This is a genomic window from Marinomonas primoryensis (assembly GCF_013372285.1).
Lineage (GTDB): Bacteria > Pseudomonadota > Gammaproteobacteria > Pseudomonadales > Marinomonadaceae > Marinomonas > Marinomonas primoryensis.
Window position 1 is genome coordinate 2,601,700 of record NZ_CP054301.1, and the last position, 22,766, is coordinate 2,624,465.

Consider the following 22,766-nt stretch of genomic DNA (forward strand, 5'->3'; position numbering starts at 1 on the left):
AAACACAAAGCAGACCTTCCGAGATAAATTAAACGTTAAAAAACTGAGCATTCTCATGAATAGCATTGATAACCTAAAAAACGCTTCCTCCCCTTACAAAAAAGAGAGAGAAGAAAAGCATCAAGCTCCTCCCTTGCAAAGAAGAAAAGGAAGGAACAAAAGCATTAAGCTCCTCCCCCTGCTAAGGGGGAGGTTGGGAGGGGGTAAGTTACTTAATTAAACTAAGCGCCGCTTTAAATTCGTCTGCTCGACAATCTCCAATCAGCTCAAACAGACACATTTCAAGACTGGTGACGTCTGCGCCTTTGCGCGTTAATTTTTCGAGCGCTAATGTTTTGTTATCCAAAGAACGAGACGACACGCAATCACTTACCAGCTCTACCATATAGCCTGAATCAAGCAAGTCCAGAGCCGTTTGGTAAACACAAATGTGTGCTTCAATACCGCAAAGTAACCAAGTGTTCACTTTAGACTTTTTGACCGCATCAACAAAAGCCGGTTCGCCACAAGCGCTAAAAGAATATTTTGGTATCGGTTTGACCAAATCCAAAACCTCTCGCAATGCAGGCACCGTTGTGCCCAATTTTTCAGGATTTTGCTCTAACCACAAAATAGGCAAGCCTAATAGTTTTGCTGCATTAATCAGCTTGACGAGATTAGCAATAAAAAGCTCACTGTCATGCACAATAGTCGCCAGCTTTCCCTGAACATCGATCACCACCAAACCGGTTCTTTCTTTTCTTAACATAAACACCTCTAATTATTTTTATTAGGTCTGGCCTTATACCAGTTTAATTCCCAATGATGTGAGTAAACTCACCGCCTCATAACGACAAAATATCGCCCCCTTAATATTGTTGTTCTTTACATCTATATCGTAATGGGTCGCACCGTTAAAATTGGCTCCCGTCAACGTAGTATTGGCAAACAAACTGTTGGTTAAATCCGTACCAGAAAACGTCGCCCGAGAAAGTATCGCTTCTCTAAAATCCACATCGTGAGCACGGCAATCTTCGAAGGTAATTCCCGGTTGTTTCAAACCATAGAAAGAAGACGCATTAACTAAGCATGCCTTAAAATACAGCGCCGCACCTAAATCCAAGCCGCGCCAATAGGCTTTTGTCCAATCGACACCCAATACTTTAGAGTCATGAAATTGCACATCGGAAAACTTACTGTTTCTCACATTAACCGCCGTTAGCTTACATTTAGTAAACTGGCAGTCCTTAAAAGAACAGGCATCAAAAAAAGACTCTGTAAAATCACAAGATTCAAAAACACAAGACTCAAATGCCTTACGACTAATAGTTTCCTGCACATAAGACAAATCGGTGAAGGTTAAACCATCGAATGATGCGTCATTCATTAACGTATTTTCCATCTGACCTCCCATTGTTAGTGACACTAAAGTAACAAGAGAACCTTTACCTCTCAATCAAAACCACTTTTCTACCGAATAAGATTTAATTGCCTAGGCCCAAAATTACTGTCATGAAAGTCGAGCGATTTTGTTATTTTTTTCTCTCTTTTAGACTCGTACCCTTTTTGCTCCACATTTTTTTGAAAAGGAAATAACATGCTCAACAAAGTCCAAATCAAAGTGAGAGGATACCACCTAGATATTTTTCAACACGTCAACAACGCCCGATATTTAGAATTCTTAGAAGAAGGTCGCTGGGCTTTTTTTGATGACTTTGGCGGCGTAGAACTCATGGAAGAAGGAATCGCTTGGGCCGTAGTGAATATAAACATCAACTTCAGAGCCGAAGCTGGATTCGGTGACACTCTCGAAGTGCAAACTCGATACATTAAACTTGGCAATCGTAGCATCACGATGAAACAAACCATTATCAATGCACAAACCCAAGACCTTGTTGCAGAAGCCGACGTCACCTACGTTTGTTTTTCTAAAACGTTAAAAGCGGCGGTTGCGTTACCTGATGATTTGAGACAAAAAATCGAACAAGCCATTGCCGATTCCGAATAAAGTAAAAGCACCTTCCACAGTGGCACCATCATAATCGTTCGTGCTTTTCACACGCACTGTATATAAAAAAGCAACAGCGTGTATAGATTATGGAAGCCTGTCATTCTAATTGCAAAAAACGCTCTTCTCCTTAAAATCAGTTTAAACAAGGGGATTAGAATGAAGGCTAAACGGCTAAAGAACACGGTAACTTTTATTGTAGTGGCATTGAGCGCACTTATTATAGTCAGACTGTATTTACCCTATTGGGCGCTGCACACCGTGAATCAAAAGCTGTCTGACATGGGTGAGTACACTGGGTACATTAAGAACGTGGATATTGATATATATCGAGGTGCATACCAGCTTCAAAAACTGTCTTTCTCGAAAGTAAAAGGCGATCATCAAGTCCCTTTCCTACGGATCGACAACATTGATATTGCTCTGAGTTGGCGAGCCTTATTTAAAGGTGAGATTTTAGCCGACCTCTCTCTTGATTCTCCTCAAGTAAACTTCGTTGATAGTAATCAAGCCGCAAACGCCCAATCCGGTAAAGGCGGCGATTGGAAAAGCGTTGTTGAAGGGCTTATTCCCATTACCATCAGTAAAATCACCCTCAACAATGGCCGCATTGCGTTTCGAAATTTTGATTCAACGCCCCCGGTTAATATTCAGCTCACGGAACTTCATGCCGAAGTAACAAACCTGACCAATATTGCAGGGCAAGACGGAAAGCGCGTCGCGGATTTAAAGCTCAATGCCAAACTCTTAAACTTCGCTTCTATGAACATGGGCGCACAATTTGATCCTTTTGTTTCGAATGACTTTAGAATCTCACTCAAAACAGACTCAGTTTCATTGCCCCTGCTTAACGATTTCGCGCAAGCTTACGCGAATTTCGACTTCCGCGCAGGAACAGGAGAAGTCATCAGTGAACTCAAAGCGTCTGGCGGTAAACTCAATGGTTATGTCAAACCCTTGTTCAAAGATGTCGATATATTAGATTGGGAACAAGATGCGGTAAAAGATAACGATGGACTATTCCAGCTCTCGTGGGAAGGATTAAGCGGCGGTTTGGCGGGATTATTCACCAACAATAGTTCAGATAAAGTCGCCACTCAAATTAACATTACTGGTTCATTAGACAACCCAGAGATCAGCGCCTTTGACGCTGTCATCGAAGCATTAAAGAACGCTTTTATAGAAGCTTTTGATAATAAATTTGAAGGCCTTCCAATCGATGAATAGTTTATTGGTCTCTAAAAGACATAACACAGCGCTCTTGCCCAAAAAATAAGGAAACCTGTGCTATCTAACTAAAAAGGTCATTACTAGAATCACTATCGTCCATAAAAAGACGGATAGTAATGTCTAAAGTGACTTATCGTTTGCTTCCGTTGTTATCGACCAGTAACATCCGTTTACAATTAAGCAAACGAACAATGACAAGGATTTGTTGATGACGTACAGCAAGATTGAGCTGGATAAGCTCATGGCGTTTGAGTACCAAAAAGTAGAAGGTGGCCTAAGCCAAATAGACCAACGTGACCTTCAGGCTATATTGCCAAAAGGCATGACCGCCGACGCTCTATTAGAAAAGTTTGCCGCCGGTGAATACGTTCTCCTGACTGACAGTCCCATCACACCGTTGCTCATTCAAGCCTCAAGCAATTTCGTGTTAAACGAATGGCAAATCAACCCTGATGCAGAATTAGACTTTCAGCCCAGCGCCTTAATCGCACTGCAAAATCGTCTTAATATGGGGGGAATCGGTGGTGGGTCATCCGCCTTCACTGATCAAAATAATGGCAACCTTCACCCTGCTCAACCCATCCACTACACACCAGAACCTGTCGTACCAGACAGCAGCACTCAACAGCGTCAAGCGCCTTTGGCTTACGAATACAACATAGAAATCGCCTTTTCCAGCAAGGCTCCCCACCTACCAAGCAGACTCACCACCCAACTCACCGACACCAACGGTAAAAATCCACAGGCGAATTGGGACGCTAGTCCAACAAAATACGGTGCAAAATACACAATAAAAACCGATTCAAAGGCCCCTAGAAACCTACGTTTTTCCGTCGCCAATGATGTAATGGGGTTGTCCCTAAAAGGCGTCAATATGGTGTCCTTGGGATCTGGCACTGTAAACGACGCCTTTATCCCCATTATGCCCGCCGTACAATATGGCGAACGCCTAGCATTAACCACATCGGGCTACCTTTATCACTTTAAAGCCGATCAGCTGATTCAAGAGTATAAATGGGTTGGCGAAGAAGGCTTTACCCCTTTGTTGAAATGGGGTGCCGAACAGACGTTTAATCATATTAGTCTTTCTCTGCTGGTGTATTGGAAGATCGCAGGGGAAGTCGTCACGGATCAGTACCTTGTTTACAGAAGTGAAAAACTATCGAAAACCGAGTTAGATCAAGTGACTCCCGCATGGCTGGATGAGCAGGGAATTAAGCTCGACATTAAACGGCTTTTAGACGTCGCAACCGTCGCTCCACTGGCAAGAGATACCTTACAAAAAGCTGAAAAAAAAGCCGACATCACCTCTCACAGAGTCGTAGAAAACCCAACCACTCAGCAACGCGAGACGTGGGCAGAAATTGCTCAGCAATATGATCTAAGCGCACTGGAATTGCTCAACCAAAACGCCCATTTTCATGACAACCCTATCGCCCTCAAAATAGGCGACACGCTCAACGTTAGAAAAGACACAGCGCAAAGCAATACCGTAGAATTTGATACCTTTGAATACCCACCTGAGCCTCCCAGCACCTACAATAGTGCACAGAATAGCCATTATCAATTTGGTAAGTCCAACGCCACCCTAACCAACCGCGCCCTCTTACCGCTGAGGCAACGGTTGGTAAAAAAGGGCCTGCCGTTGGTCAACATTAAACCCGAACACATCCTACGTATTGGTGTGTTTTTTGATGGTACGGGGCAAAACGAAAAAAACGACGAACACAAAGAAACACGAGGTGATAAATCTCGCACCAACATCGCCAGACTGTTTGCGGCTTACCCTGAAAAAACGGGGGAATCCGCTAAAATCTATGTCTCCGGTGTTGGTACTCTAGATGGGGCTTGGCAAACACCAGAGGTTATCGATAAAGGTGAGGATGAAAGCAAACCGTCCAGTGCTTTTGGCGTCTATGACGACAATGGAGCGTTTCAAAAGTGGCAGATATTAGTAAAAGAACTAAATAGGATTATCAGCTTGTTAGGCAGTGATTATCAAACTATCACTCACCTTGCCTTTGATGTGTTTGGCTTTAGTCGTGGGGCGGCCCTCGCTCGACACTTTATCAATGTCCTCGTTCAGGAAGGACTACCAGACTACCGTCGTGCTCGTAACGCCCCTCTTGGGCGATCTCATCTCAATGCAGCAGGAAAACATCACCCCAATCTATTAGGGGGAACACACTATTCAACCTACAGCGAAAACAATGATGGCTATCATAGAGATAACCAACGCTCGAGCAGTGTGCGCTTTGTCGGATTATTTGACACCGTCGGATCTTTTTACCTACCCGGCGATAACCGTAACGGGGGCTTCCAGCTCCACTTGAACTCAAAAGACGTTGGCAGAGCGTTTCAGATATGCGCTCACCATGAATACAGAATCAACTTCCCCCTGTCTTCATTAAAAACAAAAGACAAACTGCCGCCTAATTTTCATGAAGAAGTCTTCCCCGGCGCCCACACTGACGTAGGGGGCGGTTACCCTTTTGTTAAACAATATGACAAAACCAATTTGCCAGTGCACTATGGAGTTCCTACCAACAACACCTACAACCGAGAGCTTATTAAGACACTGTCTTATCAAGACCAGAAAGAGGAATACGCTTACCAAGGCAGACTAGTGGACTTTGATACGCTGTTTTATCAAGAACAGCAACGCCACCAAATCGAGTGGAAGTCTGAATGTAAAGCAACCTACAGCCAACATGGCAAAGTAGAGCAGGAAGACGCTGTCTTGTACTTTTATCGCTTGCAGCCCATTGATGCCAGTTTGGCGGGGCTCGCGCAAGAGCGCATGAAACAACAAGCAGAAAGATTTGGGGTTGAGTGGTTTGACAAAGAATATCGGTTACCGAAAGATTATGAAGAAAATACTGAGCAGACGGCGTTATGGGAAAAACTGAAAGAAGAACCACTAGGAAGTATTACGTTTGATCAATGGCAAGCAGATCTGCCTAAAGGCTATATCCATCGTTCCCACGATAAAGTCATCAACCCCGGTTGCGCTACTATACAAGATGGCCTAGTGGATGCTATCGCCAACCTGAAAACATTTACGCGTTACCAACCCAATGCACCACTCAAAACCCCAAACAGGGAAGTGTACGACAATGAATAAACTGCTATTTGTATTAACAACATTCCTATTATTGACGGCTTGTGATGAAAAGCCCTTTTATGTCGCCAATATTGGCAATGCAGGCAGTTTAGATGGTCAATATGGTATTCGTAGCATGTCTGTTTCAGATGTCTTAGGAGGAGGCGGCGGCTTTGGTTATGGTGCGGTAAATGGCTACCCCGGAGCCAGTGCCGACATTGGTCGCATGGGCGTGCCCAAACACATTGAGGGTTATTGGGCCAAATATGAAGAGAATAACAAAACAACTTACTACCGAATCTCAGCCAACATAGACAGTGAGTTGGCGGAAAAAAAGGTCCGCACTCTGCTTAACTATTATAAAAGTTACACTGAAAAAGATGGTTCTATGCAAGTTTTAGTGGAGAAGGAAAGAATTCAGGTACTTTATACATTGGTGTGTGTTGACTTGTATTCAGACTGTTCTCCTAGAGAAGACGCTGACTCTCAAAACTGGGTCAAAAAATCCCCACGAGGAGTCACTGATTTAGTTGTTCTATTTGATGGCAAAGGTGAAATGTCTTCGACGCCATTTCCAGATTCACCGTATGAAGATTAAGCTGCTATTCGTCCTTACCGCCTTACACTTTCTCTCTGCATGTGAAGAGAAACCCTTTTATGTCGCCAACATCGGTAATGCGGGCAGTTTGGATGGTCCTTACAGCATGGGTTCCGTAAGCGTCTCTGATGTCTTAGGCGGAGGCGGAGGCTTTGGTTACGGTGCGGTGAATGGCTACCCTGGAAAAAGTGCCGACATTGGTCGTATGGGCGTCCCGAAACACATTGAGGGTTATTGGGCAAAAAAATATTCCACTGGAGGATTTCAGTTTTACTACCGAATTTCAGCCGACATAGACAGTGAGTTAGCGGAAAAAAAATTCGCACTCTCAGAAGCTATTATGAGTCTTTTAAAGGCAAAACCGGCTCCATGCAAGTCGTGGTAGAGAGAGAGAGTCAGAATTTTTTACACCCTTTATTGTTCTCCTTCATACGACGATTGCACACCAAAGGATAATTCTGATCTTAATCATTGGGTAGAAAAAGCACCTGGGTCGGTTCGCAATGTCGTCGTTCTGTTTGATGGTAAAGGTGAAGTGTCTTCAACGCCATTTCCTGATTCACAGTATGAAGATTAAGCGGCTATTCGTCCTTACCGCCTTACTCTTTCTCTCTGCATGTGAAGAAAAGCCCTTTTATGTCGCCAACATCGGTAATGCGGGCAGTTTGGATGGTCAGTATGGCATTCGGAGTATGTCTGTTTCAGATGTCTTAGGCGGAGGCGGCGGCTTTGGTTACGGTGCCGTGAATGGCTACCCTGGAAAAAGTGCCGACATTGGTCGTATGGGCGTGCCCAAACACATTGAGGGTTATTGGGCCAAATATGAAGAGAATAACAAAACAACTTATTATCGAATTTCAGCCGACATCGACAGTGAGTTGGCGGAAAAAAGGTCCGCACTCTGTTTAACTATTATAAAAGTTACACTGAAAAAGATGGTTCTATTCAAGTTTTAGTGGAGAAGGAAAGAATTCAGGTGCTTTATACATTGGTGTGTGTTGACTTGTATTCAGACTGTTCTCCTAGAGAAGACGCTGACTCTCAAAACTGGGTCAAAAAATCCCCACGAGGAGTCACTGATTTAGTTGTTCTATTTGATGGCAAAGGCGAAATGTCTCCCATGCCATTTACTGACTCGCCTTATGATGAGAATTGACACAAAAAAGGGCTTTCGCCCTTTTCTATTACGTCATACTAAATCTATTTTCTACCAACTCAGCGTTACTTTCTGCCCTGTTTCAAGGGATTTCTGTGCGGCATCGGCTAGCATTTGCGCTCGGCGTCCGTCTTCAAAACTTGGCGATACGGGCTGTTTCGCTAAGACATTTTCAATGAAAGACGTCAGTTGTAGGTTATAAGCATCCACATAACGATCAATAAAAAAGTTATAAAGCGGGTCTTTGACTTGCGTGGTTTCTTTGGTGAATCGAGTCACGGACGTAGGTGTTTGGTTATTCGAAATAACCATGCCCTCTGAACCAAATGCTTCGACGCGCTGGTCGTAACCATAGATTGCACGACGAGAGCCGTTAATGTGAATTAAACGACCGGATTGGCTTTTCATGATCAACATCACGCTGTCAACGTCGCCAATATCAGTGATCTTTTCATCCACCATCGCTCCGCCGAATGCTTGTAACTCAACAATTTCCTCGTTGAGAACAAAACGCGCCATATCGAAATCATGAATGACCATGTCACGAAAAATCCCCCCAGACGATTTCAGGTATTCCACTGGTGCCATGCCAGGGTCACGACTGGTGATAATCAACTGTTCTAGTTTACCAATACTGCCGTCTTGCGCGGCTTTGGCGACAGCCGCGTGGCTAGGATCATAACGACGGTTAAAGCCGATTTGGATTGGCACTGGGCAATCTTTAATTTCTTCTAAACAAGCGTTTACCGTTGCGGTGTCTAGATCGATTGGCTTTTCACATAAAATTGCTTTGCCCGCTTTCGCGGCTTTTACAATCAGTTCAACGTGCGTGTCGGTGCTGGTTGCAATCAATACCGCATGAACGTCTGGATCTGCCAAGGCTTCATCCACACTGGAAACGACTTTCGCACCCGTCGTTTTGGCCACTTCCTCTGCCGCGGGAGCATGCACATCAAATACATATTTGAGATTCGATTGAGAAAACGCCTGAATGTTTTTGGCATGCATTTTCCCGATTCGACCGGCACCAAACAAAGCAAAATTAAGCATTTTATTATCCCTTCAATGTTATTTTCACTGCTCTCTAAAACAGTATTGATATCACCAAACACCCCCTCCCAACCTCCCCCTTAGCAGGGGGAGGAGCTTAGTACTTTCCCCCGGGTAGAAGCAGATCGTATTCATTACGAATTGTTTGGCCCTCACAAAGACGTGTGATTTTAACCCCTCCCTAACCCTCCCCTTATCTTCAAGGGGAGGGTTAGGGTGGGGTTATTTCTTAAGTTACCAACAAAACTTTCGATAGCAGCTGTTATTTTTATTAATGAAAACATCTGATTTTTTTAAACTTGTTTGTCTCTTTCAATAATCCACTCATGATCAGGGTCGTTATGGAATATCCAGTTTCGACTTGGCCCCGCCATGACATTTAAATAATAAGACTGATAGCCATGAGGCACGCCGACAGGATGATAACCTTCTGGCACCATGACAAGATCGCCGTCTTCCACCGCCATGGTTTCATCTATGCGGCGATCATCGGTATAGACTCGCTGAAAAACAAAACCTTGCGGTGGATCTATCTTGTGATAGTAGGTTTCTTCCAGTTGAGTCTCTGCAGGTGCTGCGTCGGTATCATGTTTATGAGGCGGATAGCTCGACCAGCCGCCGCTTGGCGTGATGACTTCACACACCAGCAAGCTGTCCGCTGGCTCGTTACCAAACAAAATATTGCACACATGACGAGTATTACTCGTTACACCACGCGTTTCATATTGACACTGCTCAGGTGAAATCAGTTTCGCTTTAAAACCGCCCTTACCCGGCGCTTTGCAAAAAGCCACTTCCACGTCCGTAATCGCTTCAATACGGATCTCATCTTGCGCCGGAGAATACACAGAGTACGGCGCTTTTTGATCAAATACGCTCATGCGATCACCTATATTCTTCCACGCTTCAAGCTTGGTGTTAGCATTGGCTTTTCCTGACAGAATCACCGCACACACTTCGTCCGTTGCCGTTTCGATGGTGATCGACTCACCCGCTTTAAGCTGGTGCGCTTCAAAGCCAACATAACGCCAATTGGCACTTTTAGGTGTCACCAGCTGAGTTTGAGTCTGCCCTGTTTGTTGGCTATTTTTACTTAGGCTATTTTTACTTAGTAAATGCGACATAATCAAAAACCTCGAAACAAATTACTTCATGGTTGGCATAGAGAACTCTGGACCCGCGCGTAAACCTGTCGGCCAGCGGGCCGTAATGGTTTTCATGCGAGTATAGAAACGCACACCATCTGGCCCATGCATGTGCAAAGGACCAAACAAAGATCGCTTCCAACCACCAAAACTATGGAACGCCATAGGAACTGGAATAGGCACATTGACACCAACCATGCCCACTTGAACTTTTTCAGTAAACTGACGCGCGGTATCACCATCTCTCGTGAAAATGGCGGTGCCGTTACCATATTCGTGGCGGTTAATTAACGCCAAGCCTTCATCATAAGAATCCACTCGAACCACACACAAAACGGGACCGAAAATTTCTTCACCGTAAATACGCATGCCCGCTTTCACTTGGTCAAAAAGCGTAGGTCCAACAAAGTAGCCTTGCTCGTGGTTTTTGCAGACGAAATCACGACCATCAACCACTAAAGTCGCACCTTGTTCCACACCTGACGTAATGTAATCACGTACTTTTTGTGCGTGCTCTTGGCTGACCAAAGGTCCCATGTGCGGTTCGTTTTCGATGCCGTATTGTTTGTACAAGCCGGGTCCAATGGTCATCGTCGTAATTTCTTTTTGCAGTTTAGCAATCAGGTTATCAGCCACTTCGTCGCCGACACAAACCGCAACCGAAATCGCCATACAACGCTCTCCCGCTGACCCGTAAGCCGCCCCCATTAATGAGTTCACTACTTGGTTTGGATCGGCATCTGGCATCACTAACATGTGATTTTTTGCGCCACCTAGAGCTTGCACTCGCTTGCCGTGTGCGCTGGCTGTTGCATAAATGTATTCCGCAATAGGCGTAGAACCAACAAAGCTCACCGCTTGCACTCGTTCGTCAGTTAGCAATACATCAACCGATTCTTTATCCCCGTTTACTACGTTGAAGACACCATCTGGTAAACCCGCTTCTTTCAATAATTCTGCAAGGCGCATGATGGTGCTTGGGTCTTTTTCCGACGGTTTCATCACAAACGTATTACCGCAAGCAATGGACACAGGAAACATCCACATTGGCACCATCGCAGGGAAGTTAAACGGGCTGATACCGGCGCAAACACCAAGCGGCTGCATCAAACTGTAACTGTCAACACCACGACCCACATTCAAGCTGTGCTCGCCTTTTTGAAGGTGCGGAATACCACAAGCAAACTCCACAACTTCCAAGCCGCGCGTCAGTTCGCCCATGGCATCGGAATAGACTTTGCCGTGTTCACTGGCAATCAATTCGGCTAACTCATGGCTGTGTGCTTCCACTAAAGCTTTAAACTTAAACATCACGCGGGCGCGATTTAATGGTGTGACATGAGACCAAGTTTCAAACGCCGTTTGTGCCGATGTAATGGCGGATTGTGTTTCTTCAACCGTGCTCAGTGATACGGATAGAGACACCTCCCCTGTCGCAGGGTTAAAGACGTTTGCTTTACGAGACGAGGTACTTTCAACGCATTTATTGTCAATGAAGTTACCCATAACGTTATTCAAATTAGACATTTTTTTCTCTCTTTAAATACATGAATTCGGACATTTCTAGCGTGAGATTAAAAAGTAAAACCGGCTTTTTTTAAGTTCGCAGACAAATACTCGTAACCTTTCGTTGCATACGTTAATGGGTGCGCAATAGCCGGATCCTGCTCCGCTTCCACCACAATCCAACCGGAATAGTCCACAGATTTCAGCACTTCAAAAATAGGGAAATAATCAATACTGCCATCGCCAGGTACCGTATAAACACCTTCTAGAACGGCATTCAAAAACGCACTGTCTCGGTTAAGGTTATCCTTCAACACACTTGGACGAATGTCTTTGCAATGAACATGAGTGATACGTTTAGCGTGCTTTTTCGCCATCGCTAATGCATCACCACCCGCAAACGTAATATGACCGGTGTCCAGCAACAAACCGACGTTATCTCCCGTCATTTGCATTAGCTTATCGACTTCTTCCGCGGTTTCGATGACGGTGCCCATATGATGGTGATACGCCATTTTGACGCCTTCGGCGGCCATGTAATTCGCTACCGCAGTCATACGTTTGGCGTATTCGTCCCATTGGTTCGCCGTCATACGGGGGCGATAAGACAAAGGAACGGATTGATCTCCATGAATACAGCCACTGACTTCGGCAAACACCATGACAGTCGACCCTAACGCTTTGAGCAAATTGAGGTGATCTTGCATCGCTGCAATTTCGTCTTCTACACTTCGCTCAAGTAAACGTGCACTGTACCAGCCTGATACAAGAGACAAATCATGTTGCTTTAAGATTGGCCCTAAGACAGACGCATCACGAGGAAATTTATTACCTAATTCTATGCCGCTGTAACCGGCCTGACGAGCTTCACTCAAACATACTTCGAGCGGTGTATCCGCGCCCAACGAGGGTAAATCGTCGTTAGTCCAAGTCAGAGGATTAATGCCGATTCGGATGTTGGATTCCGTTTTCGCGTTATTGTTTTTATTGTTGCTGTTCATAGGATTGCTCCAAGCTCTGATCTAAAAGTTAATAAGGCTGTTGCTGTTTGGCTATTTTGTACTGATGTTCGGCGTTTACCACAGTGTCACGAGTTGACACTTCTGGTACGGCCACATCCCACCACGCCCCGCCTGCTTGCGTGCTTGGCATTGGGTCGGTGTCTATCGCAATCACATAGGTTTTATCACTGGCTCTTGCTCGCGCTAATGCGGCTTCTAGTTCCGCCAGACAAGCCACTTTTTCAGACGCCGCACCCAAGGCTTTCGCGTGTGCGGCAAAGTCTGTTTTAGGAGCGCCCGCTTCAACCGTGTGACAGTTTTGCAATAAGTTATTGAACGGTTCGCCGCCGCACGCTTGCTGTAATCGATTGATACAGGCGTAACCTCGGTTATCCAAAACGACAATAGTGAGTTTTAAACCCAACATGACAGAGGTAGCGATTTCCGAGTTCAGCATTAAATAACTGCCGTCTCCCACCATCACGATCACCTCTCGTTCTGGCGTTGCCATTTTCACACCTAGGCCACCCGCTAGTTCGTAACCCATACACGAAAAACCGTATTCCACGTGATAGCCAAGATCAGAAGACGTGCGCCAAAGCTTATGTAATTCACCCGGCAAACCACCAGCGGCTTGTACTATGGTGCTATCAACCGAGGCAAAACGATTGATTACGCCAATGACATTCGCATCCGTCGGCAAGTAGTGTTTGTCGTTCGCTTGTGTGGGCAAGGCCGTCGCTTGATCCACTGCTGACAGCCATGTGTGATTCAACGCGTGAACATGATCCACCCAGGACGATGGCGTTAGGTGATCTCCCACCTCAGTCATTAGTTCTTGCAGTGTCACTTTTGCATCACCGGCCAAAGGTAAAGAACGATGTTTTTCTGCATCGAACGGCGTCACGTTTAGACTCAGTAAAGTGTGATCCAGATTTGCAAATAATGTACGAGATGCCGAAGTGAAATCTTGCAACCGTGTGCCAATGGCAATAATCAAATCCGCTTCTTGTGCCGCCGCATTGGCCGCACTCGATCCGGTTACGCCGACCGAGCCAAGATTGAACTTATGATCCCAAGCCAACGCTCCCTTGCCGGCTTGTGTTTCACACGCGGGAATCTGATATTGCTCAATAAACGCTGTCGCTTCTTCTACCGCCAAGCTGTAATGCACGCCTCCGCCAAGCAAAATTAATGGCTTTTTTGCCTTTTTAATCGCGTCAACGGCCGCCGCTAATTGATCCACATCGGTTCGATTACGACGCAGTTTATGAACTTTCTTGGCAAAGAAATTTATTGGAAAATCAAACGCCATGGTTTGCACATCTTGTGGCAATGCTAAGGTCGCAGGGCCACAAGTAATCGGATCCAACATGGTATTAATGGCCGCTGGCAAACTGGTGACCAGCTGCTCTGGGCGATTAATACGATCAAAATAACGCGACACTGGACGAAAACAATCATTCACCGACATCGTCGGATCATTAAAATGCTCTACTTGTTGTAACACAGGATCTGGCGTTCGAGTCGCAAAAACATCACCTGGTAAAAACAACACAGGCAAGCGATTGGCCATGGCCAAACCCGCAGCCGTAATCATGTTGGTTGCACCAGGGCCAATGGACGATGTACAGGCCATAATACGTTGACGACGATGCTGTTTCGCGTAAGCGCAAGCAGCCAATGCCATACCCTGTTCGTTATGCGCTCGAAACGTGGTGAACTCGTTTTTAACCTGTGCCAATGCCTCGCCTACTCCAGCCACGTTACCGTGTCCGAAGATCGCCCAAGCACCACCGAACAGCGGCACCTCTACACCATCAATCACGGTGAACTGAACTTGTAGATGCTTGACCAGAGCTTGTGCCATGGTTAAACGTAATGTTTCCATTTTTTATGCCTCCATCCGCTTAGCAGATTGTTCACCAAGGTTTTTGCCATTACGCTGCTGCCATAACTCACTCATTTCCAAATAGTTCTTTTTAACCCTTGAAGTGAATTCCTTGTCATCGATTTCTTTTCTTAGCCAAGCCTTAGTTGGTTCGGAGAAAATAGTGCGTCCGATGGCAAAGCCTTTGCAAATATCTTGCCCTGCTGCGGCATTAAAACCAGCTTTTAGCTCTTCAACTGGCGCGTCCAAACCAAGCAATACCACGCCTCGGCAATAAGGCGATCGCGCTTTGATCAGATCACCAATATTTTTCCAAGCGGCTTTACTGGGCGAAGGCAGCTTCCACCAATCTGGAAACACGCCCAAGTTGTAAAAGCGTTCAATTGAACGAGACAAGGTATCGTCTTGTACATCTGAATCGGCTGGAGGAATGATTTCAACAAGCAACTCATGGCCTGTTGTGCAGCAAGCACGGTAAAGATCCATGACTTTCTGCTCTTGCTCATTACGCAATGCAATGGCGTCATCGGGATGATAAAAAACCAAACATTTCACAATGTGATTCACAGGCCAAGTCGCAATAGTTTGCCCTACGTTGTTGCCTAATTCGAATCGAAGTGGTCGACTGCTTGGCAGCTCTACTGGACGAGCAATCCAATGATCTTTGCCCGTAATATCATTCAATACATCTTGTGCAAAGGTACCATCGGCTAAAATACCCGTACCGCCAACGTTGCCTTCTAGGCTAGAAGCCCCTTGATAAGCGGCTTCTAATATCAATTTTTTGGCTTTGGATATTTGCGACAGTGGCACACCTGCTTCACGACACATATCCACGAATTGACGTCGATGATCAAACGCCAAAATACACATGTCTTGCCATTCTTTACCCTGCTCATGACGCACAGTGCGTTGCGTTGTCACACGATGTAAATAGTTAAGTACTGGATCAAGATCAGGACGTGGAATGTCATCACGGTGAATCAGATAATAATCCAGCTCTTCACGACTCGGCATGGCAGGCGAACAACCATGTCGAGACACCACTATGGCACCGCAAGCATTGGCATAATCACACGCATTTTCAGTGGTTTCCCCCTGAATCCAGCCGCGTAAATAACCACTCAAAAAAGCGTCGCCTGCCCCCAACACATTTAACACATCAACTGTGACGCCATAACGAGTAATGCCCTCGTCTAATGTCACTGGGATCGCCCCTTTAAATACAGAACAACCCAAAGCACCGCGTTTTACCACCAACTCAGCAGACGAAACATGGCGGATCCGCTTTAAACATTCGATGGTGTCTTCACTGCCACCTGCGATATGAAACTCTTCTTCTGTTCCGACCACCAAATCACACAATGGCATGATAGATAAAAGATGCTGAGTCACAGAGTCGTTCGACACAAAACGATTTTCACCTTCACCACGACCAGTTAACCCCCACAACACAGGACGATAATCGATGTCGACCACGACTTTAGTATTATTGGCTTTCGCGTATTGAATCGCCGTTCTAGCGGCTTGGTCTGTGCCTTTGGTGGAAAAATGCGTTCCGGTGATCAACAAGGCTTTTGCTGAAGCGATGTAAGCTTCGTCAAAATCGTCTTCGCTGATCGCCATGTCAGCGCAGTTTTCACGGTAAAAGATTAATGGAAAGGTATCTTTGTCCTTGATACCCAACAACACCAAACCGGTTAAACGCTCTTCATCGGTGACAACATGAGAAACATCCACACCGGCTCGTGCCAATTCTTTACGGACAAATCGCCCCATGTGTTCATCGCCGACCCGCGTTAACATGGCCGACTTCAACCCCATGCGAGAGGTCCCAAACGCAATATTGCAAGACGAGCCGCCAAGGTATTTCTTAAAGCTACTCACGTCTTCTAATGGCGCGCCAATTTGTTCCGAATACAGGTCAACAGCGGCACGCCCTAAGCAAATAACATCCAATTTTTTATTATTCATTTTTGTTCCCCATCGTACTGCTCAACCTCGACCCACGCTCTTTTATCAACGGATTCAACCACGCTATCGAGAATGATATTTACCTGTGTCGCCGCTCGAAAATCAGGCCACAATGGCGCGTTATGTACTATGCCTTGGTATAAATCTCGGATTTCAACCGCTTTCATGTCATTGAAACCCAGACCGTGACCCGCTGAAACACAAAAGGCTTGATAATCAGGGTGCTCAGGGCCAACCAAAATACGTTTAAAACCTTGCGTTTGCGGGTTCCCTTCATTGATGTACAAAGACAACTCCGACAAAGTTTCTTGGTCAAAAATCAAGGTTCCCTTAGTCCCCGTAATTTCAAACGACAGACCATTTTTGCGTCCCCAAGCAATGCGTGAGGCTTCTAACGTACCTTGCGCACCATTAGCAAAACGCACCATCATGTGAGCTTGATCGTCGTTTTCAACATTACCAACGCCATCTTCGCCTTGAGCTAAAGGACGCTGTTGATGAACCACTTTAAGATCCGCGCACAAGGACTGAATCGGTGCCACCAAATGAATCGCCAATTGCACAAGATGCGAGGCCAAATCGTTTAGCGCCCCCGTACCAGCAAACTGTTTTTGCAAACGCCAGCTAAAGGGCAAATTCGAATCGGCCAAATAATCTTCGTTAAACACACCGCGAAAATGCACCACGTCACCGATGTCGCCACGTTCAATCAATTGCTTGGCAAATTGCACTGTAGGATTCTTGATGTAATTAAAGCCAACCAAGGTTTTTACACCTGCTAACTCAGCCGCTTCGGTCATTTCCTTAGCGTCATCAGCGTTCAGCGCTAGAGGCTTTTCACTGTAAACATGTTTTCCAGCGGCAATGGCGGCCAGCGCAATGTCTTTGTGTAAAAAATTGGGGGCACAAATATCCACCACATCAATATCAGGGTCATTAATTAAGCGTTTCCAATCCCCTGTTGAGCGGTTAAAGCCCAGCTCTTGAGCCTTCATCTCAGCCAGTTCTGGTGTTGCATCGGCCAGCATTTCACACTGCAATTGCCCCTGTGGAATCGCAAAGGCCGCTATTGCATTACGATAAGCAATGGCATGTGCTTTTCCCATGTAACCTGAACCAACCAAACCCACACGCATTTTATTCGTTGTCATAATGACTTTCCTTTAGGCTGTGGCATCTAATCGGCTGAACTCTTCTAATTCAGCGGTCAATTCGTCTAACTCTTGACCGCCCGCCATCATTTCTAAAACATCTTCCCGGCTTACTTCTGACTTCAAGAAAGAACCTAGGCTTTGACCACGGTTTAGTAGTGTAAAACGATCAGCAATGGGATAAGCATGATGTACATTGTGGGTAATCAAGATCACCGCTAATCCTCTGGCTTTGGCTTTGGCAACCACTTTTAATACATTCGCAGACTGCTTCACACCCAATGCCGCTGTTGGCTCGTCTAATATAAGAACCTTGGCACCAAAGTGAATCGCACGAGCGATCGCTAAACATTGTTTTTCACCTCCAGACATGGTGCCAATAGCTTGCGAAGGATCACGAACATTGATACCCATTTCTGACATGCCAGATTGCGCAATCTTATTAGCGTTCTCAATATCAAAACGCTTAAAGATACCGCGCCCTGTGGTTAACTCTCGGCCCATGAAAAAGTTACGTGTAACGCTCATCAAGGGCACAAGCGCAAGATCTTGATACACCGTTGCGATTCCCGCATCCAGTGCCTCTACTGGGGACTTAAACACGACCGCTTTACCATCTAAATAGTATTCGCCTTCGCTTGGTGCATGCACCCCTGCTAATGTTTTGATGAGCGTTGATTTACCCGCGCCGTTGTCGCCTAACAAACAGTGAACTTCACCCAATCTCACTTGCATATTAATGTCTTTTAAGGCGATGACAGAACCGAAGTAGCGGCTCACATTCTTCAATTCAATTATAAAATCACTCATTTTTGTTCTCCTAAATTCTTCATCCAAAAAGTAAACTCGAATACGGACACCGATCTAATGTCGGGCTTCTGTCACTTTTTTACGGATATAGTTGTTGAACAAAACAGCGATTAACAGCATGCCGCCTAAGAAAACTCGGAACCAATCTGAGTCAATACCAGTGAAGAAAATACCCATTTGGACCACACCAAAGATCAATGCACCAAAACAAGCACCGATAACAGAGCCGTAACCACCGGTGAGCAAAGCACCACCAATAACCACCGCGATAATGGCTTCAAACTCTTTTAATACGCCTCGATCTGCCGACGCAGAGCCAAACTCAAATACCTGACAAGCGGCGTAAACTGTGGCCGTAAAAGCAGTAAACATGAACAAAGAGATTTTTACTTTATCGACGGGAACACCGACGTTACGCGCCGCTTTGTTATCTCCACCAGTGGCAAAGATCCAATTACCAAACGGCGTGCGTAACAGAACCCAACTCGCAATAATCGCCAATCCTAAACACCAGACAATCACCATAGGGACTCCATCAACGACGGGATAACCATCGTCATAGGTACTACCAATTCCCATATCAGCAAGCCAAATAAACACGCCCTGACCTATTCTTCCGCCAAAAATAACTGCCAGCCAATCTCCTTCAGCGTATTTATCAATACCACCTACGATGGTGCGATTAGTGAATAGAATAGACAGCGCAATAGTCAAACCGCGTAGAATAAAAAGAAACGCCAGGCTCACAATAAAAGAAGGCAGACCCGTTTTAACCACAATATAACCATTCAGGAAGCCAATCAGCATGGCGCCAGCGAAAGCAAAAAGAATGGCTCCCCAAATTGGCCACCCCCAATACACAGCAGGAATGGTCATCATCATGCCAGCAAAACCGATCATGGAACCAATGGATAAATCAAACTCGCCGGCGATCATCAACAAACACGCACTGATTGCGATCAAACCTAATTGCGCCGAAACGGTTGCCCAGTTCATGATGCCGTCAGAGGCAAACATGCCAGAATCGCCCGCGGTAATGAAGAAAAAGACAAATACGAGAGCCGCACCAGAAATGGCGCCAAATTCAGGTCGATGCAAGAGTCGCTTCCAAGCAGGAACATTACGAACCCGTTCATCTGCTGCTGCGTTGACACCAGTTGATTTATCTTCTTCTATTTTAGATACCTCAACAGGTTGAGTTTGATCAGTCATAGCGTTTCACCTATTTTTATATTTATTTTTTGTGGCTTCTAATCATGCTCTAACCATTTACTACTTAAACCTAACAAAGACAATCGCATAGGGAACTTAAGTAGTGCATCTAAGAACGTGATAGAACTTACTGTCTTTTCGTTTCAACAATGAAACCATAATAGAATATTTATTTCATTTTTTTCAATAGGCAAAATAAATATTTTTATTAAATTTACATTAAAAGACTTTAAAAAAGCCTAGAAACAAACATGGATATTAAATAAAAACGTTTAAAAACAATAATATATAGTAAATCCAAACAATAAAAAACCAAAAATTCCAAAATGTTGCAATTATGAAACGTTCATTCTAATATCATTTCGACTCTGATTAAAAATGAATCAGCAGCGGTGTTTACTAAATCCAAAAATACGTAACAACAAAAATAATTAAACAAAACGGAGATAGTTGGAATGAAGAACCTTCTTAAGAAAAGCACAGCCATACTGGTAGCAGGTGCGGCGACTTTAGGCGTTATGTCTATGTCATCAACAGTCCACGCCGAAGGCGAACGCTACGTGTTTATATCCCATGCCCCAGACTCTGATTCATGGTGGAACGTCATTAAGAATGCGGTTAAACATGCCGCTTCTGATATGAATGTTACCGTCGAATATCGCAACCCTCCAACCGGCGATCTAGCCGATATGGCGCGTATCGTTGAGCAAGCCGTCGCAACAAACCCTGATGGTATCGTGCTTTCTATTGCCGACTTCGACACATTGGAAGGCCCTCTAAATAAAGCCTCTCTCAAAGGTATTCCTTTTATTACGATGAACTCTGGTACTCAGCAACAATCCAAAGCATTGGGCGCTTTATTGCATGTAGGCCAACCTGAGTTTGCAGCTGGCTTCGGCGCAGGTGAACGCGCGAAGAAACAAGGCGTAAAGTCTTTCCTTTGTGTTAACCATTATATTACCAACCCAGCTTCTGTTGAGCGCTGTATGGGCTTCGCGAAAGGCTTAGGCGTAGAGCTTGGTAGCCAAATGATCGACTCTGGATCAGATCCAACCAACGTAGAGACTAAAGTATCGGCTTACTTGCGTAAGCATCCAGATACTCAGGCGATCCTAACGTTAGGACCAACCTCTGCACATCCAACGTTGCGAGCTTTGTCTAAAAACCGAAACTTGAAAGACATTTATTTCGGTACGTTTGATTTAAGTGGTGAAATTTCTGCCGCCATTAAAGATGGCAAAATTGACTTCGCGATAGACCAACAACCGTATCTACAAGGTTACCTACCTATCAGCTTCCTAACGCTTTATTCTCGCTACGGTTTGATTCCAAGTAACGATGTTAACTCTGGCCCTGGTTTTATTACCAAAGACAACATCGCATTGGTTGAAAAATACGCTGGGGAATTCCGTTAATTCACTTTGAAAAACAAGAAAAGAGGTTAAGGACAACCTCATCTATGATCTATCACGTCAGCGGCAAGGCTTAATTATGCTTGCCGCCTTGACCGTATAAAAAAACCAGTAAGTATTTAGGGTCAATTATCGCTATAATGCTTGTTTAAAATTGGTATTAGGTTACTACTTTAGGAGTCACTTTCTTGGCTGCACCAACGTCACTTGAACTACTACAACAAGCAATTAGTCGGAACTACGACGACTTAAGTAAACGACTTCAACAAGTCGCGCGCTTTTTACTAGAACACCCGAATACTGTCGCCCTAGAAACCGTTGCCAGTCTTGCCGAACAGTGCGATGTACCTCCTTCAACACTTGTACGTTTTGCTGCCGCCTTTGAATACAACGGTTTTAGCGAAATGCAGAATCTCTTCCGCCAAGCTCTTGTAGAGCAAACGTCCAGCTACAGTGAACGAGTAAAGCTCAGCAAAAGTAACGCTGGCACGATAATAGATGCGTCTCATATTTTAGAAGAATTCAGCAGCAGCAATGCGTTTTCAATGAACCACATGAACCACCATTTCTCTCAAGAAATGCTCTCTAAAGCCGTAGATCTACTCGAAAATGCTCAAAATATTTATCTAATCGGTCTGCGTCGCGCCTACCCTATTTCCAGCTACTTCGCTTACAGTTTAAGACACTTAAACAAAACAACTCACCTCATCGATGGTGGTGGTGGCATGCTGGTAGAGCAAGCCAGTAACATACGTGAAAACGATGTCATTATTGCCACAACCTTTAGCCCTTACGCCAAAGAAACGGTTAACGTAAGCGAGTACGCATTCAAGGCGGGTGCAAAAGTCATTGCCATTACCGACAGTAAAATCAGCCCATTAGCGGCACTTTCTGATGTTTGTTTTGATATAAAAGAAGCCGAAGTCATGGGGTTTCGCTCCCTCACCTCTTCAATGACATTAGCTCAAACCCTACTCGTCGCCTTGGCATATAGACTCAACAGTGACGGAAAAATGGGCGATACAAAAAAAATAGAATGGAAACATTAGGCTTTAAATCGTTAAGGCCGTGCTCCACGTTTGAGCACCCAATACAAATAAGTAACGACCATGAGGTTAAAGGCTAGTATTGAGAAATTGACGAGATTAGGCGTTTGAGAAATGGCGTAGAGTTCGAAGGGAATATAGAGCGAGCCACTGATGAAGGCAAACCATTCCGTCCAGCGTAATTTATTCCATAACCCATAGGCCATAACAAAGCGAAAGCTGGCGTATAGAAACGCAAGCAAGGTCACCCATGTTAGGCTTTGACGAGTCAACTTCTCGAGCAGATTCAGAAACAAAGCAAGGTAATGATTACTGGGTGAAAGTGACCATTGACGTATCATCTGTTCGGTTAATTGATAAAGATCTTGTCCTGCTAATGCATTAACGCCAACGGCCACCAGCAACGCCAATACACCTTTAACCCCCTCCAATAAAGCGATTGCATTCAGACCTTCAAACTTCATACACCCAACTTCTGTTTAAATCAGTCAGAG

At 45.0% G+C, this 22,766-nt stretch carries 18 protein-coding genes and 2 pseudogenes; 8 read left to right on the plus strand and 12 right to left on the minus strand.

The window, feature by feature from the left end; translation table 11 throughout:
• Positions 1 to 208: 208 nt before the first annotated feature.
• Together MP3633_RS12045 and MP3633_RS12050 are read right to left on the minus strand one after the other, a co-directional pair.
• Positions 209 to 748 (minus strand): hydrolase, encoded by a 540-nt coding sequence (locus MP3633_RS12045; RefSeq protein WP_176335723.1) that lies wholly within the window; start codon positions 746 to 748, stop codon positions 209 to 211.
• Positions 749 to 781: 33 nt separating this feature from the next.
• A complete protein-coding gene (locus tag MP3633_RS12050) occupies positions 782 to 1,381 on the minus strand; it encodes a pentapeptide repeat-containing protein (RefSeq protein WP_176335724.1) in 600 nt (199 codons plus the stop codon).
• Between the two features lie 195 nt (positions 1,382 to 1,576).
• On the opposite strand from MP3633_RS12050, the gene MP3633_RS12055 reads away from it, so the two are divergent.
• From MP3633_RS12055 to MP3633_RS12080, 6 genes and pseudogenes are all read left to right on the plus strand, one after another.
• Entirely contained in the window at positions 1,577 to 1,987 is a 411-nt protein-coding gene (locus MP3633_RS12055) for an acyl-CoA thioesterase (RefSeq protein ID WP_176335725.1), read from the plus strand.
• A gap of 159 nt (positions 1,988 to 2,146) precedes the next feature.
• Positions 2,147 to 3,214 carry a DUF748 domain-containing protein gene (locus tag MP3633_RS12060; protein ID WP_176335726.1) on the plus strand — a complete coding sequence of 356 codons (1,068 nt, stop codon included), beginning with the start codon at positions 2,147 to 2,149 and terminating at the stop codon, positions 3,212 to 3,214.
• Between the two features lie 211 nt (positions 3,215 to 3,425).
• Positions 3,426 to 6,341 (plus strand): DUF2235 domain-containing protein, encoded by a 2,916-nt coding sequence (locus tag MP3633_RS12065; RefSeq protein WP_176335727.1) that lies wholly within the window; start codon positions 3,426 to 3,428, stop codon positions 6,339 to 6,341.
• Complete coding sequence (locus MP3633_RS12070; RefSeq protein WP_176335728.1) at positions 6,334 to 6,918, plus strand: hypothetical protein; 585 nt, start codon at positions 6,334 to 6,336, stop codon at positions 6,916 to 6,918. Before MP3633_RS12065 ends, MP3633_RS12070 begins: the two co-directional genes overlap by 8 nt.
• A pseudogene (locus MP3633_RS12075) lies at positions 6,908 to 7,495 on the plus strand (hypothetical protein). Before MP3633_RS12070 ends, MP3633_RS12075 begins: the two are co-directional and overlap by 11 nt.
• Positions 7,485 to 8,074: pseudogene (locus tag MP3633_RS12080) on the plus strand (hypothetical protein). Before MP3633_RS12075 ends, MP3633_RS12080 begins: the two co-directional pseudogenes overlap by 11 nt.
• A gap of 51 nt (positions 8,075 to 8,125) precedes the next feature.
• Here MP3633_RS12080 and iolG read toward each other — a convergent pair.
• The 9 genes from iolG to MP3633_RS12125 form a co-directional block, all read right to left on the minus strand.
• A complete protein-coding gene (gene iolG / locus MP3633_RS12085; RefSeq protein WP_176335729.1) occupies positions 8,126 to 9,124 on the minus strand; it encodes an inositol 2-dehydrogenase in 999 nt (332 codons plus the stop codon).
• A 293-nt stretch (positions 9,125 to 9,417) separates the two neighbouring features.
• Positions 9,418 to 10,248: a 5-deoxy-glucuronate isomerase gene (gene iolB, locus MP3633_RS12090; protein WP_176335730.1), complete on the minus strand. Its 831-nt coding sequence runs from the start codon at positions 10,246 to 10,248 to the stop codon at positions 9,418 to 9,420.
• A gap of 21 nt (positions 10,249 to 10,269) precedes the next feature.
• Entirely contained in the window at positions 10,270 to 11,796 is a 1,527-nt protein-coding gene (locus MP3633_RS12095; RefSeq protein WP_176335731.1) for a CoA-acylating methylmalonate-semialdehyde dehydrogenase, read from the minus strand.
• Positions 11,797 to 11,843: 47 nt separating this feature from the next.
• Positions 11,844 to 12,776 carry a myo-inosose-2 dehydratase gene (gene iolE / locus MP3633_RS12100; protein WP_176335732.1) on the minus strand — a complete coding sequence of 311 codons (933 nt, stop codon included), beginning with the start codon at positions 12,774 to 12,776 and terminating at the stop codon, positions 11,844 to 11,846.
• A 28-nt stretch (positions 12,777 to 12,804) separates the two neighbouring features.
• The gene (iolD, locus tag MP3633_RS12105) at positions 12,805 to 14,667 is read right to left on the minus strand and encodes a 3D-(3,5/4)-trihydroxycyclohexane-1,2-dione acylhydrolase (decyclizing) (RefSeq protein WP_176335733.1); all 1,863 of its coding nucleotides are present in this window, start codon (positions 14,665 to 14,667) and stop codon (positions 12,805 to 12,807) included.
• Between the two features lie 3 nt (positions 14,668 to 14,670).
• Entirely contained in the window at positions 14,671 to 16,641 is a 1,971-nt protein-coding gene (locus MP3633_RS12110; protein WP_176335734.1) for a bifunctional 5-dehydro-2-deoxygluconokinase/5-dehydro-2-deoxyphosphogluconate aldolase, read from the minus strand.
• Positions 16,638 to 17,792 carry a Gfo/Idh/MocA family protein gene (locus MP3633_RS12115; RefSeq protein ID WP_176335735.1) on the minus strand — a complete coding sequence of 385 codons (1,155 nt, stop codon included), beginning with the start codon at positions 17,790 to 17,792 and terminating at the stop codon, positions 16,638 to 16,640. Before MP3633_RS12115 ends, MP3633_RS12110 begins: the two co-directional genes overlap by 4 nt.
• Before the next feature lie 12 nt (positions 17,793 to 17,804).
• Positions 17,805 to 18,602 carry an ATP-binding cassette domain-containing protein gene (locus tag MP3633_RS12120; protein ID WP_112137846.1) on the minus strand — a complete coding sequence of 266 codons (798 nt, stop codon included), beginning with the start codon at positions 18,600 to 18,602 and terminating at the stop codon, positions 17,805 to 17,807.
• Between the two features lie 54 nt (positions 18,603 to 18,656).
• Positions 18,657 to 19,814, minus strand: a complete 1,158-nt coding sequence (locus tag MP3633_RS12125; RefSeq protein WP_176335736.1) for an ABC transporter permease — start codon at positions 19,812 to 19,814, stop codon at positions 18,657 to 18,659.
• A gap of 455 nt (positions 19,815 to 20,269) precedes the next feature.
• On the opposite strand from MP3633_RS12125, the gene MP3633_RS12130 reads away from it, so the two are divergent.
• The gene (locus MP3633_RS12130; RefSeq protein ID WP_176335737.1) at positions 20,270 to 21,229 is read left to right on the plus strand and encodes a sugar ABC transporter substrate-binding protein; all 960 of its coding nucleotides are present in this window, start codon (positions 20,270 to 20,272) and stop codon (positions 21,227 to 21,229) included.
• Between the two features lie 185 nt (positions 21,230 to 21,414).
• Positions 21,415 to 22,275 (plus strand): MurR/RpiR family transcriptional regulator, encoded by an 861-nt coding sequence (locus MP3633_RS12135; protein WP_176335738.1) that lies wholly within the window; start codon positions 21,415 to 21,417, stop codon positions 22,273 to 22,275.
• Between the two features lie 11 nt (positions 22,276 to 22,286).
• Here the strand turns inward: MP3633_RS12135 and MP3633_RS12140 are convergent, their stop codons facing one another.
• Entirely contained in the window at positions 22,287 to 22,736 is a 450-nt protein-coding gene (locus tag MP3633_RS12140; RefSeq protein ID WP_176335739.1) for a DUF2127 domain-containing protein, read from the minus strand.
• Positions 22,737 to 22,766 lie beyond the last annotated feature (30 nt).

Bases quoted from the DNA above. Each gene is read 5' to 3' on its own strand.
- MP3633_RS12045 (WP_176335723.1), bottom strand. From the start codon at position 748: ATGTTAAGAAAAGAAAGAACCGGTTTGGTGGTGATCGATGTTCAGGGA.
- MP3633_RS12050 (WP_176335724.1), bottom strand. From the start codon at position 1,381: ATGGAAAATACGTTAATGAATGACGCATCATTCGATGGTTTAACCTTC.
- MP3633_RS12055 (WP_176335725.1), top strand. From the start codon at position 1,577: ATGCTCAACAAAGTCCAAATCAAAGTGAGAGGATACCACCTAGATATT.
- MP3633_RS12060 (WP_176335726.1), top strand. From the start codon at position 2,147: ATGAAGGCTAAACGGCTAAAGAACACGGTAACTTTTATTGTAGTGGCA.
- MP3633_RS12065 (WP_176335727.1), top strand. From the start codon at position 3,426: ATGACGTACAGCAAGATTGAGCTGGATAAGCTCATGGCGTTTGAGTAC.
- MP3633_RS12070 (WP_176335728.1), top strand. From the start codon at position 6,334: ATGAATAAACTGCTATTTGTATTAACAACATTCCTATTATTGACGGCT.
- iolG (WP_176335729.1), bottom strand. From the start codon at position 9,124: ATGCTTAATTTTGCTTTGTTTGGTGCCGGTCGAATCGGGAAAATGCAT.
- iolB (WP_176335730.1), bottom strand. From the start codon at position 10,248: ATGTCGCATTTACTAAGTAAAAATAGCCTAAGTAAAAATAGCCAACAA.
- MP3633_RS12095 (WP_176335731.1), bottom strand. From the start codon at position 11,796: ATGTCTAATTTGAATAACGTTATGGGTAACTTCATTGACAATAAATGC.
- iolE (WP_176335732.1), bottom strand. From the start codon at position 12,776: ATGAACAGCAACAATAAAAACAATAACGCGAAAACGGAATCCAACATC.
- iolD (WP_176335733.1), bottom strand. From the start codon at position 14,667: ATGGAAACATTACGTTTAACCATGGCACAAGCTCTGGTCAAGCATCTA.
- MP3633_RS12110 (WP_176335734.1), bottom strand. From the start codon at position 16,641: ATGAATAATAAAAAATTGGATGTTATTTGCTTAGGGCGTGCCGCTGTT.
- MP3633_RS12115 (WP_176335735.1), bottom strand. From the start codon at position 17,792: ATGACAACGAATAAAATGCGTGTGGGTTTGGTTGGTTCAGGTTACATG.
- MP3633_RS12120 (WP_112137846.1), bottom strand. From the start codon at position 18,602: ATGAGTGATTTTATAATTGAATTGAAGAATGTGAGCCGCTACTTCGGT.
- MP3633_RS12125 (WP_176335736.1), bottom strand. From the start codon at position 19,814: ATGACTGATCAAACTCAACCTGTTGAGGTATCTAAAATAGAAGAAGAT.
- MP3633_RS12130 (WP_176335737.1), top strand. From the start codon at position 20,270: ATGAAGAACCTTCTTAAGAAAAGCACAGCCATACTGGTAGCAGGTGCG.
- MP3633_RS12140 (WP_176335739.1), bottom strand. From the start codon at position 22,736: ATGAAGTTTGAAGGTCTGAATGCAATCGCTTTATTGGAGGGGGTTAAA.